15 protein-coding genes are annotated in these 24,338 nt (G+C 51.0%); 5 read left to right on the top strand and 10 right to left on the bottom strand.

What is annotated here, in order from left to right; all coding sequences use genetic code 11:
- Positions 1-62 precede the first annotated feature (62 nt).
- On the bottom strand, positions 63-1,427 hold the full coding sequence (locus tag ACFPOF_RS17975; RefSeq protein WP_378135088.1) for an ABC transporter substrate-binding protein: 1,365 nt from the start codon (positions 1,425-1,427) through the stop codon (positions 63-65).
- A 173-nt stretch (positions 1,428-1,600) separates the two neighbouring features.
- Here ACFPOF_RS17975 and ACFPOF_RS17970 point away from each other — a divergent pair, with 173 nt between their 5' ends.
- Both ACFPOF_RS17970 and ACFPOF_RS17965 read left to right on the top strand, forming a co-directional pair.
- A complete protein-coding gene (locus tag ACFPOF_RS17970; protein WP_378135086.1) occupies positions 1,601-3,439 on the top strand; it encodes a cache domain-containing sensor histidine kinase in 1,839 nt (612 codons plus the stop codon).
- Positions 3,432-4,994, top strand: coding sequence for a response regulator (locus tag ACFPOF_RS17965; protein WP_378135084.1), 1,563 nt, complete (start codon positions 3,432-3,434; stop codon positions 4,992-4,994). Before ACFPOF_RS17970 ends, ACFPOF_RS17965 begins: the two co-directional genes overlap by 8 nt.
- A gap of 681 nt (positions 4,995-5,675) precedes the next feature.
- Here ACFPOF_RS17965 and ACFPOF_RS17960 read toward each other — a convergent pair.
- The 3 genes from ACFPOF_RS17960 to ACFPOF_RS17950 all read right to left on the bottom strand — a co-directional run bounded on the left by ACFPOF_RS17960 (position 5,676) and on the right by ACFPOF_RS17950 (position 9,378).
- A complete protein-coding gene (locus ACFPOF_RS17960) occupies positions 5,676-6,569 on the bottom strand; it encodes a metallophosphoesterase family protein (RefSeq protein ID WP_378135082.1) in 894 nt (297 codons plus the stop codon).
- A gap of 19 nt (positions 6,570-6,588) precedes the next feature.
- A complete protein-coding gene (locus tag ACFPOF_RS17955; RefSeq protein ID WP_378135080.1) occupies positions 6,589-8,817 on the bottom strand; it encodes a glycosyl hydrolase family 95 catalytic domain-containing protein in 2,229 nt (742 codons plus the stop codon).
- A 261-nt stretch (positions 8,818-9,078) separates the two neighbouring features.
- Positions 9,079-9,378, bottom strand: coding sequence for a hypothetical protein (locus ACFPOF_RS17950; protein WP_378135078.1), 300 nt, complete (start codon positions 9,376-9,378; stop codon positions 9,079-9,081).
- Positions 9,379-9,664: 286 nt separating this feature from the next.
- On the opposite strand from ACFPOF_RS17950, the gene ACFPOF_RS17945 reads away from it, so the two are divergent.
- Positions 9,665-11,227, top strand: a complete 1,563-nt coding sequence (locus tag ACFPOF_RS17945; RefSeq protein WP_378135076.1) for a cellulase family glycosylhydrolase — start codon at positions 9,665-9,667, stop codon at positions 11,225-11,227.
- Positions 11,228-11,378: 151 nt separating this feature from the next.
- Positions 11,379-11,963: a TetR/AcrR family transcriptional regulator gene (locus ACFPOF_RS17940; protein WP_378135074.1), complete on the top strand. Its 585-nt coding sequence runs from the start codon at positions 11,379-11,381 to the stop codon at positions 11,961-11,963.
- Positions 11,964-12,085: 122 nt separating this feature from the next.
- On the opposite strand, the gene ACFPOF_RS17935 is transcribed toward ACFPOF_RS17940, so the two are convergent.
- The 5 genes from ACFPOF_RS17935 to ACFPOF_RS17915 form a co-directional block, all read right to left on the bottom strand.
- Positions 12,086-13,171 carry a Gfo/Idh/MocA family protein gene (locus ACFPOF_RS17935; RefSeq protein ID WP_378135072.1) on the bottom strand — a complete coding sequence of 362 codons (1,086 nt, stop codon included), beginning with the start codon at positions 13,169-13,171 and terminating at the stop codon, positions 12,086-12,088.
- A gap of 23 nt (positions 13,172-13,194) precedes the next feature.
- Positions 13,195-16,968, bottom strand: a complete 3,774-nt coding sequence (locus tag ACFPOF_RS17930; RefSeq protein WP_378135070.1) for a discoidin domain-containing protein — start codon at positions 16,966-16,968, stop codon at positions 13,195-13,197.
- Between the two features lie 84 nt (positions 16,969-17,052).
- A complete protein-coding gene (locus ACFPOF_RS17925) occupies positions 17,053-18,648 on the bottom strand; it encodes an ABC transporter substrate-binding protein (protein ID WP_378135068.1) in 1,596 nt (531 codons plus the stop codon).
- Between the two features lie 60 nt (positions 18,649-18,708).
- On the bottom strand, positions 18,709-19,596 hold the full coding sequence (locus tag ACFPOF_RS17920) for a carbohydrate ABC transporter permease (RefSeq protein WP_378135066.1): 888 nt from the start codon (positions 19,594-19,596) through the stop codon (positions 18,709-18,711).
- Between the two features lie 11 nt (positions 19,597-19,607).
- A complete protein-coding gene (locus ACFPOF_RS17915; RefSeq protein ID WP_378135064.1) occupies positions 19,608-20,528 on the bottom strand; it encodes an ABC transporter permease in 921 nt (306 codons plus the stop codon).
- Between the two features lie 325 nt (positions 20,529-20,853).
- Here ACFPOF_RS17915 and ACFPOF_RS17910 point away from each other — a divergent pair, with 325 nt between their 5' ends.
- On the top strand, positions 20,854-23,109 hold the full coding sequence (locus ACFPOF_RS17910; RefSeq protein WP_378135062.1) for a helix-turn-helix domain-containing protein: 2,256 nt from the start codon (positions 20,854-20,856) through the stop codon (positions 23,107-23,109).
- A gap of 65 nt (positions 23,110-23,174) precedes the next feature.
- Here the strand turns inward: ACFPOF_RS17910 and ACFPOF_RS17905 are convergent, their stop codons facing one another.
- On the bottom strand, positions 23,175-24,275 hold the full coding sequence (locus ACFPOF_RS17905) for a DUF3048 domain-containing protein (RefSeq protein WP_378135060.1): 1,101 nt from the start codon (positions 24,273-24,275) through the stop codon (positions 23,175-23,177).
- Positions 24,276-24,338 lie beyond the last annotated feature (63 nt).

The following is a 24,338-nucleotide window of genomic DNA, read 5'->3' as shown; positions in this document are numbered from 1 at the left end:
CGGATCGTCATGTGCAACCCCGTCATTCCGGCCGGATATCTACCTTCCACTCTCGCAATCGATTATTGGTTAACCGCCGCGAACAGTCTGCCGCGGTCTTTGTCGATCGCTTCCAGCACTTGCTTCGGCGTTTTGCCGCCGAGCATCATTTCCTGAATGTACTTGCCGACAGCCGTGTTGTCCCAGAACGTGACGCCGTATTCGAGGTCGATGCCTTCTCCGCCCGGGGAGTTGGCGACGATCGATTTGCCCGCTTCCGAAGGCTTGCCCGCCACGTCGGTGAAGGACGGATTGCCTTGCAAGTCCGGACGTCCCGCGTAGAACTTGTTCAAGTTGTCCGCTTTGGCCAGGAAGTCGAAAAATTTCTTTACGCTGTCCAGGTTCGGGGAGTCTTTGTACGCCACCCGCATGTTGCCGCCCGCCGAGTGCGAGTACATATCGTTGCCCGCAAGCGGGATCGGGAACATTTTCCACTGGTCCGCTTTGGACTCCGGATACTTCGCCGTCACTTCGCTTTGGTAAGACTGGTACATCAGAATCATGCCCGCTTGCTCTTTGCCCATCGCTTCATAACCGGAATCCCATGCGTTGGACAGCGAGTTTTTACCGAAATAACCTTTGTCGTACATTTGCTTAAACTGCGTCAGGAACGTCTCGAACTCCGGAATGTCGGCGAATTTCGCTTCGTTCTTGTTCAGCTTGTCATACAGTCCCGGATGCGCTTTCTCGGCGGCCGGACCGAATTGCGACAGCCAGATCGCCCAGTACCAAGCTTCTTTGCCGAGCATGAAGATTGGCGTCTTCACTCCGTTCGCGATCAGCGTGTCGCTGACTTTCGTCAGCTCGTCGAACGTTTTCGGCACAGCCAGGTTGTATTTCTCGAAAATAGCCGTGTTGTACAGCACGCCCCATCCGTCAACGTTCCACGTCATGAAGCCGTTGATTTTGCCATTGATCGTCGTGCCGATCTTCGCGTAGTTCGCATAGCGGGATACCCACGGCTCGTTCGACAAATCAGCGAAATATTTCTCAGGGAAGAACTTCTGTGCTCCCGCACCCGCGCCGACCATGAAAATATCGGGAACTTCGCCGGAAGCAAGCTTTGTCTTCAATACGTTCGCGTATTGATCGTCCGGCATCAGCTGCAGGTCGACATGAATGCCTGTCTCTGCGGTGAACGCGTCAATGAGCTCAGAATCGATCTTCGAGCCTTTGTTCACCCACCCTTGCGAGCTAGCGAACGTAATCGTAACGTCTTTCTTCGGTTCCGTCGAAGCGGAAGCCGATGCGGACGGCGATGAGCTGTCGCTTGCTTTCGGGCTTTCCGACGCCTTGTCGTTATTGCTGCCGCAGCCGGCCAGCAGCGTTGCCGCGATAACTGCTGTCATCGTCAGTGCCGCCGTTTTTGATCTGATTTTCTGTACCAATTGCAGATCCTCCCTTTATCGTGTGTCGGATGAATTGCTTCTTTATCGTAAAGCCGAGAGGATATTTATGAAATAAATAAAAGTGACCAAATGGCGTGGACAATATTGACTTGTTACAAAAACGTTTTCACAATGTTACACATACCCTTTTTCCAATAAGGAAGGTTGGCGCCATGAAGTTCAAGAGCATCCAATCCAAGCTTTTTTTCAGCTACTCGAGCTTAATCCTGACGATTATCGTCGTGTTTATTTTATCGTTTTATTTCACGACGTCACGCATACTAGAGCAAAGAGCTTCGGAATCCACCGGGCAGCTCGCGCTTAACTTGTCGGATAAGCTGGACACCGCGTTTCGGAACATGGACTCCATCGCCGAGCGGGTCATCATCTCCGAGCAAGTGAAGCAACTGTTCTTCTCCGGACCTGCGGGCACCGAAGCAGGCGAGCTTCGCACCCAATGGGACATCTCGAGCTTGCTGTTCTCCATTACCGGGACGCCTTCCCAGTTCTATCAGATGAACTTGTTCGGCAAAAACGGGCGGTTCGTCGAATTCGGCAAAGAGTATGATATGTATGCGTTCGATCCCGGCATTCTAGCGAAAAAGGATTGGGTGCAGCGCGCTTTGCTTCGGGACGGGAAAAAGTCCATCGCGCTCCCTCGCCGCAATGATTGGAACAATTCCGACATGACGGTCATCTCGCTAAGCCGTGCGTTCGCCGAAATATTCGGGGCGAAGGTGGACAGCGTTGTCGAGATCCAGCAAGATTACAACGTATTCGTTAAGCTGATCGAGCGCTCCGTACAGCTCCCCGGCCAGACGACCACAGGTAAAATCCAGGCTTACGTATTCGATGGGGACGGTAATCTCGCCTATCCGTACCGCCCCGAAGGCGGTTATTCAACGGCGCAATCCGCCTATTACTGGGACGCGCTTAAGCGCAACACAGCCTTGCACGATACCGTCCGAACGCAAAGCTTCGAGCCGAAAGGACACGACATTCTCGCGTTTTCCCGTTCCGAGTTTACGGGTTGGACGGTCGTCCTCGCGCAATCGGAATCGACGCTGCTCGAGCCGATCCGTACGTTTCGGGATCGTCTCTTGTTGATCGGCATCGCCATCCTGTTCGTGACGATGATGCTGACCTTCTTCGTGTCCAAAGGGCTGACGATTCCGATCAAACGAATTCGCAAATCGATCCGCATCTTAAGCCTGGACACGTTGGAACCGAAGCTCCATTCCTCCGCCAAGCTGAACAAGCTTAACGAGCTTGAGGAACTGAACCAATCTTTCGTGGAAATGTGCGCCCGCTTGAAAGTGTCGCTCGACGAAGTCGTATCCGCCCGGTCGCACGAGATCCAGGCGCGTATGCTGGCGCTACAGGCGCAGATGAATCCGCACTTCCTTTACAATACGCTTTCGACGATCAGCATTAAAGCCGAGAAGAACGACCAGGCGGAAATTGCCGGCATGTGCCAGAGCTTATCGGACATGCTCCGGTACATTACCGTCGAAAGCTCGAAGCCGGTCGAACTGGCGAGCGAACTGGACTACTTGCAACAGTATTTGGCGCTGATGAAAATCCGTTACGCCGACCAATTTTCCTATATCATCGACGTGCCTGCGGACATGCGCAACATTAAAGTACCTAGGCTAATCGTCCAGCCTGTCGTCGAGAACTGCTTTAAGCACGCCTTTCAAGGCCGCCCCCCTTGGCACATCGTCATTACGGGCCAACGTTCCGCTTACGGGTGGGAAATTGCCATTCGCGACAACGGCACGGGCTTCGACGAATCGAAGCTGCAGGAGCTCGAAAGCAAAATCAAAAACGAAAGCTTCGATTTCGACCGGGAATCCGAGCCGGCTTACGGGATCGGGTTGGTTAACACGTATTTCAGGCTTAAGCTGCTCTATAACGAGAAAGCCATTTTTAACGTCGCGCGCGCGGAAGATCAAGGCATGATCGTCACGATCGGAGGCAGCGTCATGATGGAGGATCACAACAATGGGTGAGAACGGCTTCTACCGAGTAGTCGTAGCTGAAGACGAACATATCATTCTGGAGGACACGATCGACAAAATCGGCAAAGCCGACTCGCGCTTTAACGTCGTTGCTTCGGCCATGAACGGAGAAGATGCGCTTGGTTTAGTCGCTTCGCTAAAGCCGGACGCGCTGTTCACGGACATCCGCATGCCCGTGCTGGACGGTTTGGAACTGATCCGGCAAGCTCGCTCCTTGCACCCGGAGATGGAAATCGTCATCGTGAGCGGCTACAGCGACTTTGCCTATGCGCAGCAAGCGATCAAACTCGGCGTCACCGACTATTTGCTTAAACCTCTTAGAATGGATGCGCTGACCGAGACGGTCGAAAGTCTGAAAATCAAGCTGGATTTGAAGGCGGTCGAGAGGGAACGAGAGACGCTGCTTCGCTGTATGAGCGGAATGAAACCTCCGGAACAGCTTCCGCCGCGCCTTGCGGCAAGCGAACTTCAGCTGTATTTGATCTGCCTCGGCAATCTCTACGAACGCGCGATTGAAGTGCTCGACGCCGAATACTTCCATCGTTTATGGAGTTTAGTCGACTGGACATCTCTTCTGTCGCAGTGTTTGGCTCAAGAAAGCCGCGGATGGGTGCTGGATGACAAAATCGCCAACAAGAAGTGGCTCGTCGTCGCCAAAGATCGGGAGGACGGACTGGACGAGGGCCAGGCGGCGGAGAAAATACGGGAAGTTCTGACCCAGTACGTGCTGAGCTCCGTACCGGCAACCATATGTACAGACTCCTCTCCCGTGTCGCTATCGTCCTTGCGGGACAAGGCGCGCCATCTGGCAACGGCGCTCGACAACGAGCTTGTTCCGTTTCGTTCGGCCGTCATTCGACGCGACGAGAAGCGACCGTCTGACGTTGCCGCATCCAGCCTTCCGCTCGACGCGTTAAATGCCGTTCGCAAGCTTGAAAGCGATCAGCGCAGCGAATGGCTGGACGAGGAGCTTCGCGGATTGTTCGGGGTTTGGCACAACGATAGAATGCCTCAACGTCAGGTAGAGCAGGCGCTTTCCCAATTGACGAGAGGATTGATGGGACGTCTCGGAGCCGATGCTGAACAGGCATCAGCGACCGCAATTCAGGAATTACACGAGCTGGTCGCCGTGTCCGGCAGTTGGGACGAGCTTCGGCATAACGTCTTGCATGCGATGCAGTCGTTGCTGCAGCCGCAGAGCAAAACGCCCCTTTCCACAGAAGGACTCGTGGAGAGTATGGAGCAATTTTTCCGCGCCAACTTGGCGAAGCCGATCAGCATGACCGACCTGGCGGACAAATTCAACTTCAACCCTTCATACCTGATTCGAGTATTCAAAAAGATGAAAGGCGAGCCCCCGATGCAGTATTTCGCCTCGCTGCGCATTCAGGAAGCGAAACGATTGATCGAGACGAAGCCCGACCTGGATTTCAAGCTCATCTCCGAAATCGTAGGCTACTCAGACTCCCATTACTTCTCGCGGGCGTTCAAGAACATGACGGGCCAAAGCCCGTCCGAATACCGGGAATCGCTGAAAGATAACTGACCTGATCGCAAGACAATATCCGAAAAAACGAAGTCGGCGCAATCAACAAACAAATGTCCGATACCAGCCCGCCCCCCCGTCGGTAACACACCGTCAGCCGCTAACTCCGCGGTGGCCGTAGGGACTTGGGCCGAATGTATGTGAAAATTCGCGTTCATCCTCGATAGCCAGAGCGTTTGTACGAAATTTCGTACAAAGCTGCGCACGTGGTAGTCTGTCTGAGGACGTTTATACGAAATATCATACAAAGCAGGTGCGTGGTAGTCTGTCTGAGGACGTTTGTACGAAATATCGTACAAAGCAGGGTACGCGGTAGTCTGTCTGAGGACGTTTGTACGAAATATCGTACAAAGCAGGGTACGTGGTAGTCTGTCTGAGAGCGTTTGTACGAAATATCGTACAAAGCAGGGTACGTGGTAGTCTGTCTGAGAGCGTTTGTACGAAATATCGTACAAAGCGGAGTACGTGGAGTCTGTCTGAGGACGTTTATACGAAATATCGTACAAAGCGAGGCGCGAGGTGATCCGCAGGTAGAGGGACTCTAGCCCATGTGTGCGAAAATTTTGCGCTCATCTTGTTCTTAAATTACGCGCTCATAGAGAAAAGCCCGATGAAGTTCGAACACTTCATCGGGGTTTTCGCATCCAGACATCAGCCCACATGAGCTTCCTGTTTTTCGATCTATTCTCCCGTTCCCAACCTGAGCCAAGTCTCGAATCCGGGCTGCCCTTCTTGCAGCCGGATAATACGCGCGCCATGCTCAAAGTCATCCCGGCCATACGTGTTCAGTCCCGTCGCTCGGCCGTAGCATAACCGAATGCCGTGGAGGTTTCCCCAGTAATCGTTCACATGGTCGTGTCCGCAGAACGTACCCATGACGTCGCCCCGCTCCAGCATCGCCGTGAACAATCCCGAATTGACTTTAGGGCAGCATACTTGTTCCAATTTCGTGCCGTAAAACTCGCCTGCTTTCCACACTTCGTCGTATTCCGGCAACGGAATGTGGAAAAACGCGAGCGCAGGAACCGCCGCAACGCCCGACCGTTCCGCCAGCGCGCGCGACTCTTTCTCATACCAATCAATCTGGTCCCGGCGAATCCAATCGTATCCATCCACGGACAGCAAAGGGGAGACGTTGCCTGAGTCCATAAAATAAAGGGCCGCCTTGCATTCTTCTCTCGCATTCGCGATTTCAATGACGTAGTTGCCTTCCCCTGTCAGCTGCACTGGCCCGCGTTCCGCAACGCAATAGGGCTCGGCGATAGCCGCTTCGATCAGCTCGGAGCGCGTAATGTGCCTCTCCGTGTCGTGATTGCCGAACACATACGCCCATGGCAAACCGCGCTTAACGACTTCAGCCACCGCTTGCCGCAACGACTCCTTGGGGTCGATTTTGCCTGATGGATATACTAAATCCCCTGTGAAGACGACGAGATCAGCGCTTTCATTATCGAGGACTGTTCTCATGACGGCCTCCGACTGTCGGTCTAGCTCTCCGCCTTCCTGCCAATGCACATCCGTAAATTGAATAATCGTAAAAGACCCGTCTTCGCGAAACTTCATTGTTCTGTTCATCTAGTTGTCCTCCGCCAGTTTATTGCGCGATGAATGCTGGATTTTCCCACTTCAAGCGTTCGCCCTTGCCTAATGTCACATGAATGAACTTTGTGCCATCCGTTGGATCTTCCAACTCGAAAGCGACATCCCGTAACGCAGTCAGTTCAACATATTGAACCTTCCTGTTCGTCATTGCTGCCGAGACCAGCACGCCGAGCAAAGAACGAAGAGAACGGAAGCTCAGCCCTTCACGTTTCCATTGTTCGGGTATGGCAGGGAATATGCGCAAGATGCCGTTCTGATCTTGAAGCACCATTTCCTGTAGCGCTGCTGCTGCAGCCATGTTGCCTTCCAACGTAAACGGTCGGCCGTGGGATTGAGTCAGTCCCGTGCAACGGAAATCATCGTTTAGATGGAAACCGTTCTGCGAGCAGAAGTGGCGCCAGAAGGTTTCCAGATGGTACCAAGCACCTTCGCCGTTTCCTTGCATGGCATACAGGGCCGCCATCCAGGCGAATGAATAACCAGTCCACCGTCCTTTTCCCAGCTTCTCCAGCCCGGAGATCGTTCCGTCGATAATTCGGCGTTCCTGTTCGTCTCTCTCATAGGAAAGAAGCTGCAACGGGAAAATCGACATCGCATGTGAGTGGTGACGATGGCTTTCCGTAAGCGATTCGTCCGGCGATATCATAAGCTCTCCAGCTTCGTTCACGGCTAATTCAGGCAGTGTGGCGAATATTTCGATCCACTTGTCGTGATCTTCGTTCAAGCCGAGCCGTTTCGCCATATCCGCGAGTCGTCCGAACAAATAACGCAGTAACGCGAGATCATAGTTGCTATTTGGCGTCAGCCAGGATGCCAGCGAATTGTCATGTATCTCCGGCGAACTCGACAACCGAAGTCTCAGCTTCCCATCTTCGCCCGGCTTCAGCCATCTGAGCATACACGCCGCCGTTTCCGAGAAAAAGACATACGCCCTCTCCCTCAGGAAATTCTCATCCCCGCTATATTGCCAGTAATGATCGAACGATTGGCACAGCCACATCTGATTGGCGATGCTTAAGCTGTACATCGGCCAGCCGCCGAGCGGCCGACCGTCCAACGTCATGACGGACGGCAAGTTGATGCCGGGAGCATCGAAGAAACGGCTTGCAAATTCGCTCGCTTGCGGGCGCAAATTCCACAAGTAATCGACGAACCCTTTGCCGCCTTCCAATCTGTTCGCTTTCCATCCGTGCCAATAGCTTAATTCGGTATTCAAGTCGTGGTGGTAATCGCCCTTCCACGGCGGCAGCACGCCTTCGTCCGCCGTCCATACGCCCTGCAACGGCATCGGCGGCGCTCCTTCGCGAGCGGCGGAACCGAACAAATAATTCGTCATCCGCCAATTGCGTTCCGCGAGCGCATCAGGCAAGAAAATATCGCTTTGCTCGTTATACGACTTCCACCATAAACGATGGGAGGTCAACGCTGCATCGAAGCCAGTGCCAGAGGCAGTTGAGACGCGGCGTTTCGCCTGTTCAAGCCAATCGTTGCCTTCATTGTTCTGTGCGATGGCGTAGACGTATTCCCACATGCCGGGTTTTACGTTGCGGGAAGCGACGATAATTGCGTACTCGAGGTCATGCGCCGTACGTTGTACAAACCAAGAAAGCTCTTCGCTCTTTGCGTATTCCGCCGCCGGGTAACCCAGCGATTCGAGCCGGATGTCGAACGACGAGCGAGTATCGGCCCGCTCCTCCGTCTCCCCGGCGTAACTTGGCGCGACGAGTTGCAGCGCAGGCTCGCAACCATCTCCTACGACCTGAATATAACCGAGCCCATCAACGGCATGACAATAGCTTCGCACGACGCAGCTTCCGTTATGAAAGTGCATCTTGACGTTCGCTACTGCATCGTTCATATCCAGCAGATTCTCGGTATGCTCGGCCTGCTGCCCGAAACGGAGCTCAAGTCGTCCAGCAGACAGCTTCGTCGGATTCGGATAAGCCGAAAAGAAGTCGTCGAAGCGCGACAGGATTTCATCCTGTTTACCCGCTTCGACGAGACGGATTAGTTCTATGTACGTGAAGTCTTCCGCGACTGTCTGTGGGGCAGGACGCTCGTCCCACAAATCCCCCCGATCGAGACTAAACTTGAGCGGTTCGCCGTCTCCCCAGACCAGACAGCCGATTAGCCCGTTCCCAAGCGGCAATGCCTCATCCCAACGTTCGATCGTGCCTGGAATCTTCCATTCCCGATTAGCATGATGTTCAATGCTTCCCAATTGCGCTCGCCCCCCGCTGATGATACGCTCGGCACTTCATTCCTCCAAGCGCTTTCATTATAACTGACTGACTCGGCGGGCTCCAGTGAATTCCTATCGTTAATTCCTATCGTTAAATGCGCTTGGGCGGGTACTAGTTACGTCACTAAGCAGCCCGCCCAAGCTCCTTCTATTGGCTGCAGTTACATCTTTGATAGCTACTCGACGGATTCAGAGAAACTTTGATCCCTGTAAGCCTATGTGGCGGTAAAAGCACAAACGTCAGCCGGTGACCTGGTAGCGAACGGTCTGCACGGGACCTTTCTGCCCTTTCGGATCAAGCGCATAGAACTCGATGTCGTACGACCGTATCGGCGCCTCCCACGGAATGACGTATGTCCATGAGAATTTCCGGTCGCCTTCCTGCTTCATGACATCGAATATGCCGTTGCTTCCTATTCGAAGCACGGACCTATCCAGCATTCCAATGTCTTCCGCGCTTTCGTACTCAACTTCTAGTCTCACTCGTTCACCGCGTTTACCTGCGGGCGGGTTAAAGGTCGCTTTCACTTTGTAATCCATTGTCAATTCCTCCTATAATAAATTTGTACTGACCAGTCAGTTTAAAAATAAATCAACCTCACCCATGTTGTCAATAGCCTCCACAAAAATGTTCCACTGCAGGTTTGCATTAGTCTAACTAATCACCTGCTAAGAGCCCCTGAAGGCCGCCGCAGTTTGAGTCAGTCTAACTAATCCCAGCACCAATATCTCCCCCTCACCAACCGCCAGTTGACATCCGCCATGCATACCTATTATATTTTTTGTACTGACTAGTCATATCAAATAACGAATCGGAGGAATTCCCATGAAACCGATCATCGCGGACGGCTCCCGCTTCCTGGACGCGCAAGGACGGCACGTTATTCTTCATGGCATCAGCATGGTCTGCAAAGACAAGAGCAAAGGTTATAGCGAGTCGTGGACCGAGTTTGACTTTCAGAAACTGCAGCAATGGGGCTTTAACTTCATCCGGCTCGGCATCATCTGGGACGGAATTGAACCAAAGCCCGGAGAATACGACGCGAAATACATCGAGACTGTGCGAATACAATTCCGGATGGCTCACCGCTTCGGCATCTACGTCATGCTGGACATGCATCAAGATCTTTACAGCTCGTTATTTGGCGATGGCGCCCCGGCATGGGCAACGTTGACGGACGGTCATGTCTACGAGGGTACCGAGTTGTGGAGCGACGCTTATTTGTTCAATCGCGCGGTACAAACCGCTTTCGATCATTTCTGGTCCAACACCCCGGCAGTAGACGGAGTTGGACTTCAAGATCACTATATTTCAGCGTGGCATTATGTTGTCGAGCAACTGAGAGACGAGCCCAACTTGGTCGGCTACGACCTGATGAACGAACCGTTCATCGGATCGGACGTGCGGCAAATGGTCGGCGCAATGTTCTCGTCTTACGGCAGATTGGCCGGCGAACGTATGGGAAAGGTGCCTCCTAGCAACGATGAACTAATGAACATGTGGCTCGACCCTGACAGTAAAATGCAAGCGCTCGGATTCCTCGATTCTATCGACGACTACCGGGACATTATGCAAGAAACGGCACCTGCTCAAATCCCGTTCGAGCGGGACCAGCTTTCTGCATTCTACCGCAAAGCCGCTGCCAGATTACGTCAGGCCGATCCTGAACGACTACTGTTCCTGGAGACGAACTACTTCTCCAATCTTGGTGTGCCGAGCGCAATCGAGCCGGTCCAAGACGCAGCAGGCATCCGAGACGCACAGCAAGCGTTCGCGCCTCACGGCTACGATCTCGTCACGGACTCGGACTACGTACATGCCGCGAACGGCGACCGGGTCAGCTTTATTTTCGATAGCCACGAGATAACGAGAACAAGGTTAAACATGCCGATGCTCATCGGAGAATGGGGGGCGTACGGGGAATCGCATGAAGCGGAGGACGCTTCCGTGCACGTTCAGCGCAACTTCGAAAGGTTGTTATGCAGCGATGCATATTGGTGTTATTTGTATCCGGAAATGGATCAATACTCTTCGTTCCACGGTGTCTGCCGCGCTTATCCGATGGAGACAGCGGGCACACTTCTAAGCTATGAGTTCGATCGCGTGCGGAATGCCTTCAAGATGGTATGGGACGAGAACAAAATAATCGGAGCACCAACTCGCGTATACGTACCGGACATGGAGGCGATGAGCAAGTCAACTCTCTCTCTGTCGCCGCCTTCAAGTTCAATCCACTGGGCGCCTATTAAAGGAACGAAAGCCGGCATACTGACCATTCCGCCAACCGGGGCTGGCCGAAGATCGCTTGCAATCGGCCAGGGCGTGTCTGAATACTCCGAGGGGAGCAGATTTTGCCGAATTTTCGTTCCATGCAAGGAACTTTTGTGAAGGCGTACCGGGGGTACGTCGAGCAAAAGTGACGAAGCAGGGGGCGAAAAGGCGGTGAAAAATGACCCTGAGCGAGTGTTCAGACACGCCCTAATGCCCGGCGATATGGTATAATGCTGTCAAATCGTTACCGGGAAGGAATCGAACGAACATGTCGGTAAGCAGAAATAAAATCATCGACGCTTCGGTCAAGCTTTTCTCCGAGCTAGGCTACCATCGAACGAGCATGGACGACATCGCCAAAGAAGCAAACGTAGCAAAGGGCACCTTATATTACCACTTTACCGGCAAAGGGGAGCTGTTCGAGACGATCGTCACGGAAGGCTTCCAGTTGCTGAGAAATCAAATCCGCGAAGTGCTCGACGAGAACCAGTCGCCGGATAACCAGATTCGCAGCATCGTCCGCAAACATTGCGAATTATTCCTGCAGTACAGCGAGCTCGTTCATATTCTCTCTAACGAGATCACGAACGGAATCGAGACGGAAGTGTTGACGCGAATTGTCGCGCTCAAGAACGAATACGTCGCGTTTCTCGCGGACATTTTGCGCCAAGGGCATGCGGACGGCGAGCTTAACCCGCTCCATTACGAGCTTGCCGCCGCAAGCATGCTCGGTATGATCGAAAGCGCGACGATGTACGTCATCAGAAGACGAGACTCAGGCGAAGCGACCGCCGAGCTATTACACGAAACGATCGACGCTTTTGTCCTGCCTGCACTGCTCAAAACACGATAATCGCTGCGCATACACACATAAAAGGATGGCCTCGCTCCGGCATGAGTCGGCGCCGAAGGCCATCCTTTTACTGTTCTCTTCGGTGCGTCGCTACTGCATCCCAACGGATGCCTTCGAACCGCCTATGTCAGTTGGAAACTCGTCCGCAAAGCCGGGTTGTCCCATTCCTCGTCCAGCCCGAGGCCGCGCAAATCCGCAATGGCGTTGTTCTGCTCGGCTTCGTACAGGCGCCAGATTACCCGCAGCCCCTGGATGCTGCGCGGTCCGTCCACGATCGGCCGCTTGCCGCTCGTAATGCATTCGATAAAGTTCCGCGTTTCATGCTGCGTCATTTTACCCGGCTCCTCGATTTCCATCAGCATCTTGCAGGTAGACCCCGTTTCCAAATCGCCATGCTCCTGTTTCATGTTCGAGTGCGCATACAGCTTTCCTTCGCCCAGGTGCATTTCCAGCATCCCTTCCGTGCAATGCGCATGGATGCTGTAGCCCAGCCGCGATCCTCGCGCGCCCCATGTGCCGAAATGGTAACCGAGCACGCCGTTCTCGAATTCGAGCGTGACGTTGCTCGTGCCTTCCTTCTCCATCCACGGCGTACCGAGATTCGTTCCCATATGCACGCCCTTGACCGGGTTGCCGAGAATACGCAGCATCAGGTCGACGTAGTGGCACCCATGGCTGAAAAACTGCCCGCCGCCCAGCCGTTTCGCCGAACTGCTCCAATGTCCCGGTTCCGCCAACGTCAATTGCTCGGTCCAGATGGACAGCTGGAAAATGTCCCCGTACGCCTTGCTGTCGATCAGTTCCTTCATCTTCTCGATCACCGGCCAGAACGGCACCGGATAGGCCGTCATAAGCACGCGGTTCATCGCTTCCGCCGTACGGATCAGCTCCGCACATTCGTCCTCCGTGTTGGCAAGCGGCTTCTCCATCAGCACGTGTTTGCCGGCTTTCAAACACGCCAGCCCCACCTCGTAGTGCAAGTCGTGCGGCAACGCGATCAGTAGAGCGTCCACATCGTCCAACATATCGCGATAATCCGTCACAGCTTTGCTCGCGCCCACAAGCTGAGCCATATGCTCCGCGCGATCCAGATTGCGGTCGCAGGTAGCCGTAACCGTCATTATTTCTTTTAATTGAACAAGCCCTTGCGAATGCGACGAATTCGCAATTCCTCCGCAGCCGATTACACCCATTCTGATTTTTTTCATTTTTGTCTCTCTCCTTTTCTTCACTATCGTTGCATGACTCCGACACCGGTCGAACTATACGCAAAGCCGCTGCTGCTGTAAACCGAATTTTGATTTGGACTTCCGTCTTTATAGACGGTCAATACCGTATTCCCCGCTCTTTTGACGACAATATTGTCGTACATGGCTTGCAGCAGCGTATTGGGAGAATCGTTTTCCAGCGCAAGCAGCCATTTGGACGAGGTTTTGCCCGCCATCGAGCTTGGAATCGTCAGTTCTCTGTGGTACCACTTTCCATATGCGTACGACCGCAAATCTCCCGTAGGCTTGCCGGTTACGCCATGCTGATCGGACCAGGTCGCATCCTTGAAGCGCGTAGAATCGCTGTTCAGGATGTCGATTCCGCCTATGTCCGTCGAATCGGTCAACAGTTTAACGTCATAGGAGATCACGTCTCCCGCCTGGAAAGTAAAGCTCTGGTTCGAGAGGTTCACATAATGGGACTTGTTGGAATTGCCGTTGCTTGTGATGTTCGACAGGAACAGAGCGTTATCTACGCCATATACCTGCATCTCCCGAATGCTCATTTGCCCGCCGAATTGCTCCGGTCCATCCGGCTTGTTGGCCTGAATCCGCACAAATCTCGCCATTACCGGCGTAAAATAATTCTCGATTTCTCTGCTGAAGTTATCCGCGGACGTGCTCCAGACGGTTGTGAAACTGCCCGCCGCGCCAGTCTGCGAAACTTGTATTTCATACTGTGTTGCAAATCCGTAATCCCCGTCGCCATTATTCTCGTCTTTGAAGTAAATCTTGACCATATTGATGTCATATAGAGCCCCAAGATCCACTTCCTGAATCCATCGCCATTGATTGCTTGCCTGCGAGAAGTTGTAATTGTTTACATTGCCGTCTACCGCTTCGTCCGGCGTGTGGCCCGCTTGCATCTGCGCAATGGAACCGTCCAAGAAATACGCTTTCGCCGTTTTCTTATAGGCCAAATTTTTATACTCGTTGATTTGAATCTCCGAGATCGCCATTTGCCCGCCCGGCTGGCCACCCGCATCCGGCTTTAACGCTTTGATTCTTACATATCGGGCGCCGACCGGCACGAAGGTTTGTTCGCTTGCAAGGCTTGCATTTCCGTTGACCGTCTTCACTGTCGTGAAATTGCCATTTCCCCCTGTCTGCGATACTTGAATCTCGTAATCCGTAGCATAGGCATTCTGGTTTCCGTCGAAATTGACCGTTACGCGATTAATATTGTATACCCGGCCAAGATCGACTTCCTCGATCCATAGCATTTGACCGGATGCTTGCGCCGCAGTGCCGGTATTGCCGTCCACCGCTTGATCCGCCGTCATTCCCGCCTGCATCGTAGCAGGGCTGCCATCGAGGAAATAGGCGGCTGCCGGCCTATTCAATGCCAGATTATAATCGGGCTTTAGGGAAACGGTTTGGTTGGGAAGAGGAGAAGGCGTACTTTGAAGCCTGCCGTAAACCTGCAGCTCCGAAATCGCCATTTGTCCACCGGGCTGGCCCATTGTATCCGGTTTGACCGCTTTGATCCGCACATAACGCGCGTTGACCGCCGCAAAGGTTTGTTCGCTTACGATTCCCGAATTTCCGCTGACGGACTTCACGGTGGTGAAATTGCCATTTCCCCCTGTCTCCGATACTTGTATCTCATAATCCGTAGCGTAGGCATGCTGCTGTCCGTCAAATACGGTGGTCACCTTGCTGACCGTATAGATCGCGCCAAGGTCGACCTCCTCGATCCAGAGCATTTGATTAGTAGCCTGCGCCGCAGTGCCTTTATTGCCATCCACTGCTTTATCCGCCGTCATTCCGGCCTGCATCGTTGCAAGGCTGCCATCGGTATAGTAGGCTGCCGTTTTCTTGCCTATTGCCACATTGACGGTTGGATAAGACAATAAATCGCTGTATTCGGCTTCCAATCCCGCATTGTCCAGAATATAAGAAGGAACATTTCCGTCTCCGATGGCAAAATTATTCTGGAACACGGAATCGTTGGGCCTCAAGTAATCCAGGATATTATTGGCGGATGTATCCCAATAGTTAAATTCCGCGTCGTTGCTGCTGCCCGAGAACAAAAAATTATTGCTATTGCCGTAAGTGATATTGTTCCTGAGCGTAATCCATCTGTTCCCGCTATCATGATAGATGGCGCCGTACGGCCGCCTGTCGTCATGGATGACATTGCCGGCAACGAGCACGCCTTCCTGGGAGCCTAATAGATATACGCCTCCAAGATCGATCAGATCGTCGCTGCCAAAGTCGTGAATATGGTTCGATAAGATGACGTTATCCCCGATGCTGGCCGGTTTATTGCCGCCCTCTATCTTGGGTATGTCCGCATTCAATTCGGCGGCGAAAGGATAATAGGGCCAATCGTTAAACCCCCATGACCATCCGATGCTGATCGCGGTATAAGGAACCTCGGAAATCTCATTGTGGGCGATCATCGTATCGCGCGCATAACCTACCCAGATCGCAATTCCGCCCTTATAATCAACAGACGTATGATGGATATAGTTATTGGAAATGTTATTCCCTTTCACTACGTTCCTGGCGTCGGTTGGGTGATGATCCTCCGCCGATATCCCGCCCAGATCGATACCGTTGGCGGAGATGTCGAACAACTCGTTGCCCGTTATCGTATTATCCTGACTGCCTGTCCCGAATGACAGACCGCTCCCCCCAAGCTTCGTAAATTTATTCCTGTGTATGACGATATGGTTGGCATGGGTAAAATCAACGGCCGCCGACGGCTTAACCCAGCTATCCATTCCGGCGTGGTAGGGCATAGGAGGTACCGAATCAAACATGAAATTGGCCTGAAGGTCGGGAGCTCCTGCAGCGCTGCTTGGTCTTAACCAAGTCGTATGTGCAAAGGTAATACCTTCAAACTGGAGATGATGGACCGGATTTTCTTTCGTCCCCTGCCCGCTCACAAGCGTTTCCAGATTTCCGGCGACAACGTCGGCCGTGCTCATGTCTTCACCTGCACGCGGCTTGTAATAGATCATCTGCGCGTTCTTGTCCAGATACCACTCCCCTGCCGAATCCAGCAGCTCATAGGCATTCTCGATGTAATTCGGGTTGTTGACATAATCGCTGGCTGTCATGCTCCAGCACGGTTGAATCATCGTTACGACATTGCCGGAAATATCCCCGACCCGGCAGCTTTTCTGCGTCCAAAGGATGTAAAACACAAATTCGATATCGCTTTTGTTTCCCCAGTTCTGCATCGAAGCATCCGTTGTCGTGTAACCGTCAAATTTATTATTGGCATCATAATGTTTGGCGGCTCCCGGAAGTCCTCCCTCAGATCTGGCGCGAATTGCGCGAACTCCGTTAACGTAGATCTGTCTTGTTTCCAACGAACCGACACTGGCTTTGTATATATTTTTGGACGCATCGTGCAAGGTCCATCCGCTTATTGTTGTGCCGCCGCTGAGGACAGGTGTCTCGCCTGCAACATTTTTATAGATGACGTTATGTCCATTGGTACCCGAGTCATTAGAGGAGAACGCCAGCGTGTCTGTCAACGAATAGGTTCCGCCTCTCAGATAGACAAGGATATCGCCGGTCATATTGCTATTTAGCGTCCGTACAACATTACGTGCCTTTTCAATCGTGCGGAACGGCAAAGCTTCAGTTCCGGGGTTACTGTCGTTGCCTGACGGCGAAACGAAGAAAACAGTTTGAGGCATTGCCGCTGCCTGTTTCATCGGAATGAGAAACGAAGCCGCCATAGACATCATAACCAACAGACATAATATCTTCTTGCGCATGCTTTCTCTCCCCTTTCATGATTTACGATCCCCTCTTCCGCGTAGCGGAAGAGGGACCCTCAGGCTATCTGAATTCCATTCACTCTATCCTTTATTGCTAGCCTTCCAGGCATCAAGCTGCTTCTGTTTCTCTGCGATGACATGATCGGCGCCGGCATTTTTAAGCTTATCGAGAAATTGCGGCAAATACACCTCGGGATCAAGCGCGCCGGTCATTAACGGCACGAGCAATTCGGTCGTGACGGAAGAGATTTTGGCGATCTCGCTCTTGACAGGCGTCGGGTCAAAGTTAAAGCCAAGCAATGGAGAATGATCGGCTGTCGCATTCATTTCTTCTGCCTGATCCCAGATGCCCACCGTTTCGCCAGGCCAATAATATGCTAAAGCCTGACGACCGAATTCCCAGCTCACATTAGGTGCATAACCTGTCGTATTCGCATCAAGTCCCGGGCCGTAATCGATTTGCTTGTCGCCTGTCTTCACCCAATGTTTCCCTTCAATCCCGAATGCAAGGGTGTTGTACAATTCCGGATCCGTATTTAATAGTTCAAGGAACATCATGGCGCGTTCGGGATTTTTGGAGGTTCTGCTGATCGCCGTCATGGTCGCAATCGCTCGGTCCGTCGTAATTAATGGGGTGATCAGCGGCTGCATTTTGAACTTTTGTCCAACTTTGCTCATAGCGCTTGCTGTTACATCGCCGTTCAGTCCTCCCGGGATGACGGATTTGCCAATATATTTTCCGTTATCAAAGTCATTTTGGAAATTAGCCGCAGCTGTCAAAATGTCGTTCCGGATATACCCTTTTTTGAACCAGTTGTGATATAGCGTCAAAATATCCTTGAACTCCTGCGTTTCATACTGGTTGACAACCTTTAACGAAGGGTCGGTTAGTTTAACCCAACCCGGATCCATTTGCGTTCCGATACTGTCGTATCCCAGTACGGGAGGCGCCGATGTCGGTTGCTCGGGGCTTATGCCTTGTTTGATGTCCCCGCCATTTTTCGCTGCTTCCAGCAAAGGTTCAAGGTCCGCGATTTTCGTAACTTTCGCCAAGTCGAAGTTATACTTCGTCATCAGCGACTGATCGATCAGAACCCCATACGGCATGGCCATAATCTGATAATTGATAGCGCCGTAAATTTTGCCGTTAACACGCGTGGCATCCCATGCAATATCAGGCACCAAAGCTTTCAGTTTCGGCGCATACTGGGTCAGCAGATCATCCAGAGGCAAGAACGCGCCTTTGGCGACAGCGTCATAATACGTCGGCCCCAGCCAAGGACAGGTAAAGGCTAGATCAAACGCTTCCCCGGAAGCCATGAATACATTCATCTTCTGCGTCCAATCGCCGAACGGGATGTTGATCAGCTTCACTGTCGCATTAATTTTGGCTTTTGTAATTTCGTTAATCTTCGCATTTACCTCGCTCCAATCTTTCTGTGGGGCGACCGCTACGTAATACTTTAATTCGACTGGCTTCAGGTCATCTGCCGCGGATGCCGACTGCGGCGGTTGAGTTGATTGCGACGGTTGAGAAGGTTGAGATGAACTGTTCTCATTACCCTGCGTATTCTTTTTGTCTCCGCAACCGGCCAACATAACGCTGAAGACAAGCGTCGCCGTAACCCCCAACCCTAAAATTTTTCTTCTTCTAAGTCTCGTACTTTTGGTCACCATGCTTTTCCTCCCTTTATCGATTCTTTCCTCTATTTGCTCACCGGCTATGCCGAGTAAAGCCTAGCTCTTGACTGCGCCTACGATTAGGCCTTTCACGAAATACTTCTGAAAGAACGGGTACACGAAGATGATCGGCCCGATAACGAGTACACAAGTGGCCATTCTCGCGCTTTCTCCGGGAATCATAATGCCCTTGCTCGCGGCTTCCGGATTCGACTGCAGAAATTGCAAGGTCGACATCAACCGGTAAAGCAGAAGCTGCAACGGTACAGCGCTTTCATTCCCCGTAATGAGCATTAGCCCCAGCCACCAGTCGTTCCAATACCCAAGTGCGATAAAGAGCGCTATTGTAGCCAATCCGGGTTTGGCGAGCGGCAAAGCAATTTGATAAAATATTCTGAAATCCCCGGCCCCCTCCAGCTTGGCCGCCTCAATCAACGCATCCGGCACGGCTCTGAAAAAATTTCTCAAGAGCAGCACGTACCAGGAGTTCGCAAGATAGGGAATAATCAACGCCCATATGTTCTCTTTCAAGTGCAAATACTGGGTCGTGATGATGTACCAGGAAACCATGCCTCCGTTGCAAAGCAGTGTAAAGAAGATATAAAAGGAAATCGCATTGCGGTATTTCAAATGATTTCTCGACAGCGGATAGGCTAGCATAGCCGTTACCAACAAGCCGAGTACCGTACCGATAACCGTAACGAGCGTAGTGACTTGGTAGGCATTGAGAATCAGATCCGGGAACTTAAAAATATATTCGTATGCGTATGTCGTAAAGTGGATTGGAAAAATAGAGTAGCCTGAATCTGAAATCGCTTGCTCGTCGGACAATGAAATCGACAAGATTAAGAGGAACGGAATGATGCATAGAAGGCAAAAAAAGATCAATACGGCATAAATGATACTTTGGCTCAAACGGTTTTTGCGGTTTATCGCGCTTCTCATCTCTTATCTCCTCAGAACAAAGAATTTTCAGGGTTGATCTTCCTGACGATATAATTTGAAAACAGCACAAGCACAAAGCCCACCGTCGATTGATAGAATGCGACCGCAGAAGACATGCCTATATCGCCGGTATTCCTTAGCGCCCGGAAAACATAAGTATCAATCACATCCGTAGTCGAATAGAGAACGCCTATATTCCTCGGCACGTTGTAGAACAACCCGAAATCGGCATAGAAGATTTTTCCTATCGCGATTAAGGTCAAGATCGAGATGATCGGAGCAATCAGGGGAAGCGTGATTTTCATTACTTCCTGGAATCGGTTGGCGCCGTCTATTCGCGCAGCTTCATAATATTCCTCATTGATTCCGATGATCGCCGCAAGGTAGATGATCGCCGAGTACCCCGTATTTTTCCATATGCTCACGAGTACCAGGATGACCGGCCAATAATGCGGCGAGGAATACCAGTCGATGCTGCCGACGCCAATCCGCGTCAACAATTGGTTTACGACTCCGATCTGATTGTTCAGCAGGGCGAACACGAAATAACCGACCACAACCCACGAGATAAAATAAGGAAGGAGCAGAGTTGTCTGAATGATTTTTTTGCCGATTTTATTTTTTAATTCGATGACCAATAGGGCACATAGGATCGACATAACCGTACCAGTAACAATAAAAAGTGCATTCATATAAAGCGTGTTGAATGTCACCCGTAACGCATCTTGCGAGGAAAAGAAAAACTCAAAATTCTGCAATCCCGACCACGCGCTTCCGAAGACCCCTTTATCGAATCGATAATCTTTGAACGCTATGATCAAACCACCCATCGGTAAATAACTAAAAAGGAGTATAAGGAGTAAGCCCGGCAGCGTCATCAGGTAAAGCACTTTATTTTTGATCAGCTCTCTCATGTAGGAACCATTTGACATTTGCAACTTCCTTTCAAGGTTCAATCGTTGACTTCGGGTTGCCATGTGAAGAAGTATAAGCCACCCCCTTCAGAGAAACATACTCCAAATACGCGATGCCCTGTTCAATATCCGGAGCGAGCCGTGTTCACTTTCTTGCATGCAACTTCACTTTTTTGACATTGCGGATCCTCTAATGGCACAGCGCATTTAAAATTGCGACTCCCTACTCCAATTGCTTGACGAGGGAGTACAATTCGCTTGACAAAGGAATGAGTAAACTAGGTATCATATAAACAAGATCGCGCAACCCTAGAATCTGGCTTGCATATATGGAGGGTGTAAATTGCTTACGTTGCCTAAATTTTTCAAAGCGAATACACTTTACGCAAAGATAGCGCTCTCATTTGTGCTGACGATCGTAATCACCATCCTGACGCTTTCTACGATCCTGTACATCAATTTTGAAAACATCGGTTTAAAGATCTACTACAATTTGAACAAGGAAAATCTGAAGCAAGTCGGCTACAGCGCTACATTGATGCGCAATACTGCCCAAACGCTCGCTTTTCAAATTCGTTTTGATACAAGAATATCGGATCTGCTTACTTATAAACCGGTTTCTTTGGATGAATCTCAAGCGATCAACCAGCTTTCTTCCTACCGGAATACCTCTCCCTTTATCGATTCCATTTATATTTATAATGGACTTACCAAAAATTTTTATGTAAGCAGTTCCAATGTGAAGGTTAAGTATAGCAAGAATGAATTTTTCGATCACGATATCGTGAACATTCTTGATCGTGCCCAAAACCAAAAAATTCCCGACCTCATCCCGAGAAGCTCCCGCGTTTCATTGACCGGCATCGACAAGGATCGAATTCTGAATGCTTATTCTTTTATTCTTTATGATTTAACCAATGAGAGGGATTTGGACAATGCCATCGTCCTTAACATTTCCGAGGACTGGATGCGCGAAACCATCGATTCGCTCGATTCGATTCCGTCAAGCGATACGTTCATCATTAATAATGCGGGGGAAACCGTCATCCGTAGCTTGAACCACGGCATGATGGACAATCTGACGGAGTATGGCTATATTCAGAAGATCTTGTCCGCCAAAGAGCAGTCTGGGTATTTTGTGGGCGATGTTTACGGGGTTAAATCACTTGTTACTTACCTCAACTCGGACTTGTTCGATTGGAAGTTTGTTCGTGTTACTCCATACGCGAACGTCGTTGGCAAAATTGACAGCATGAAAACAAAAACCGTAGCGGTTTGCCTGATTATTTTATTGGCAGGCTTTTTATTCTCTTTCCTCATATCTAACAGGTTATATAAACCTATTAATCTTCTTACAAAGAAACTAACGATTCTTGAAAAAGAGGAAAAAAAACGTTTCCTGACGGCCAGGCAAGATTTTTTGCGAAGCTTATTGCACAATGAAACCGATGATGACAGAGAGGATCAGTTGCACAAGCTGGAACATTTCCATGTCGAGCTGCTTACGGAATCCAGTTTTATGCTTATTATTTTTCGCATCGACCATTTCTCGGCTTACTGCGCCAAATACAACTACGAAGACAGAAACGCGCAAAAATACGCCATGATGAATAGGATTTCTCCTTTGTTTGCGGCGCATTGCAAGGGCGAGGCCATCGATTCCGCTGACGATCAGATCACGGTTGTATTTAACGTCCCTGATCCTTCTCCTGACGAATTGCACAAGCTCGTGCAGGAGAGGGTACAAGAGGTTCAGGAGGCCGTTTTCAATCCTTACGACATATCCGTGTCCGCCGCAGTCAGCTCTATTGGCGATACAATCAGCAGCATTAGCGTTCTATATGACGAAGCCGTCAATGCGTCACTATATCGTATATTCTACGGTAGCCGATGCACGGTATTTGCAGAGGACACGAACAAACTGAAGTTAATCGAATATGCGTATCCCGTGCAAAAAGAAAAGTATTTGACGGACATGCTTAAACTCGGAAAACTGGACCATGCGAAGACGACCTATCTGGATATTGTCAACGGAACGAACGGGTATTCATTTCCTGTTTTTCGTTCGGCTATTTCCCATATTGAATATGCTGTCAGTTCAGTTATCGAATCCATTGAAAGAGGTGCCGGCTCGCCTTCGTCATTCTACATGGATACTGGCAATATCAACTTAAGCGCAATGGAATCGGTTGAAGAAGTCAATCATTACTTCTACAAACGATTTGACGATATCGGCAAAAAACTGGAAGAACGGAAAAGCCTGAAAAGCGATGAGCTTGTCGATAAAATAACGAAAATAATCAATGACAAGTACATGGAGCAAAGTCTTTCCATTACCAGAATTGCAGAGCTCTCGAAAATATCGACTACCCATCTGGGGCGCATGTTCAAGAAGTTAACCTCAAAATCGATCATTGATTATATTAATGAGATCAGGATTGAGAAAGCGAAACAATTGCTTATTTCTTCACACTCTTCTGTAAACGATATTTCCGAGCAAACGGGATTTACGAATAGTTCCTACTTTTATACGGTGTTCAAAAAATATACCGGCATTACGCCGAACGAGTTCAGGCAGGCGAATAAGCAAGTGGAATGAACACCCCGGGTGAAAAAAAATGGCCTTCCTTCGGTGAGTCACCGATGGAAAGCCATTTTTTTGCGCTACTGATAAGTCACATGCTTGTCCAACTTCGAAGAGCTCGGCACGACATGATAATAGGTAACGCCCGGCAAAAACGGCAGCTCTTCCCCGTCCTTCACGAGCCGGATGACGTCCCCATTTTTGCGCTCCCATTTGCAGGAAATCACTTTGCCTTGCTGGAACAATAAAGCGTCGCCGCCGCTATCCAGATCGACGACTAGCCGACCGACATCGTCCTTGATGTCGTGTCTGGCGTTCAGCACAACGAGATTCGTAGTGGTCAACTGCTGGTCGTTGTTTTTGTCGATGTGCGGTTTGCCGTTGATGAAACGGTTGTACACCAATTTCTGCGCATCGTACTCGTATGTAACTTTATAATCAGAAAGCATAAATTTGATGTCGATCTTCGAAGCCGCAGCAGCCGAAGCGAGCGATGCAGGGTTGCTGTCGAACTTGATCAGCGGCACTGTCGCCGTATCCTTGTATTTATGTTTCGCAGCTCCCGCCTGGAGCTTCTCGAGCGTCGTGTATACGTTGTGCGGCGCCTTGCGGGACTTGTCCCGGTAAAAATAAGCGCCTGCGTTCGTAATTTCGTCGAGGTCTTCCTTATGCTGCTTGCGCAAAATAGCGAAAGCATCGTTGCTCGCCCCGACATGGACAAGAACGCCGCTGTAAAACTCGCCAACTTGGATGAAATAAGGCCTGATGCTGCGAACGGGGCCGATCGGATCGGTAAACGACTTGCTCTGAAAAATAGCGACGAGCCGAGTAATGCCGCCCTCCGCGAGCAGTTCCCAGACGGTGTCCGCCTGCGTCAATCCCGACTGCGGGCGCGCCGGAGCCAAATTGTTGATCATGACGGAAAAAGGCCGATTCGTCACTTCCTTGTCCACCGGCAAGCCGGTCAAGGGAGCGATAAAACTTGCGGACGGCACGTCCGTGGACGCCGATGCCGATGGCGAAGCCGCGCTCTCCGTCGGTACGGGCGTAAGGACAGGAGTTGCGGTTGCCGCCTCGTCTCCCCCTCCGCTGCACGCGGTCAATCCCGTTGCCAGAGCAGCGGCCAGCGTGAATTGCAATGCGATACGTTTGCGCTGTTGAAGCGACTTGCGTAGCGTCATGCCTGATCTCCCTTCGGGTCGTTTAATCTTTTATCTCATTAAACCATATCGCAAGCCTAGGAT

The sequence above is a fragment of the Cohnella soli genome, assembly GCF_042655525.1.
GTDB classification, from domain to species: Bacteria; Bacillota; Bacilli; order Paenibacillales; family Paenibacillaceae; genus Cohnella; species Cohnella soli.
The sequence above is the reverse complement of the archived record's forward strand: the minus strand, read 5'-3'. Positions and strand labels throughout refer to the sequence as shown.

Bases quoted from the DNA above. Each gene is read 5' to 3' on its own strand.
- ACFPOF_RS17970 (WP_378135086.1), top strand. From the start codon at position 1,601: ATGAAGTTCAAGAGCATCCAATCCAAGCTTTTTTTCAGCTACTCGAGC.
- ACFPOF_RS17965 (WP_378135084.1), top strand. From the start codon at position 3,432: ATGGGTGAGAACGGCTTCTACCGAGTAGTCGTAGCTGAAGACGAACAT.
- ACFPOF_RS17960 (WP_378135082.1), bottom strand. From the start codon at position 6,569: ATGAACAGAACAATGAAGTTTCGCGAAGACGGGTCTTTTACGATTATT.
- ACFPOF_RS17950 (WP_378135078.1), bottom strand. From the start codon at position 9,378: ATGGATTACAAAGTGAAAGCGACCTTTAACCCGCCCGCAGGTAAACGC.
- ACFPOF_RS17945 (WP_378135076.1), top strand. From the start codon at position 9,665: ATGAAACCGATCATCGCGGACGGCTCCCGCTTCCTGGACGCGCAAGGA.
- ACFPOF_RS17940 (WP_378135074.1), top strand. From the start codon at position 11,379: ATGTCGGTAAGCAGAAATAAAATCATCGACGCTTCGGTCAAGCTTTTC.
- ACFPOF_RS17935 (WP_378135072.1), bottom strand. From the start codon at position 13,171: ATGAAAAAAATCAGAATGGGTGTAATCGGCTGCGGAGGAATTGCGAAT.
- ACFPOF_RS17930 (WP_378135070.1), bottom strand. From the start codon at position 16,968: ATGCGCAAGAAGATATTATGTCTGTTGGTTATGATGTCTATGGCGGCT.
- ACFPOF_RS17925 (WP_378135068.1), bottom strand. From the start codon at position 18,648: ATGGTGACCAAAAGTACGAGACTTAGAAGAAGAAAAATTTTAGGGTTG.
- ACFPOF_RS17920 (WP_378135066.1), bottom strand. From the start codon at position 19,596: ATGAGAAGCGCGATAAACCGCAAAAACCGTTTGAGCCAAAGTATCATT.
- ACFPOF_RS17915 (WP_378135064.1), bottom strand. From the start codon at position 20,528: ATGTCAAATGGTTCCTACATGAGAGAGCTGATCAAAAATAAAGTGCTT.
- ACFPOF_RS17905 (WP_378135060.1), bottom strand. From the start codon at position 24,275: ATGACGCTACGCAAGTCGCTTCAACAGCGCAAACGTATCGCATTGCAA.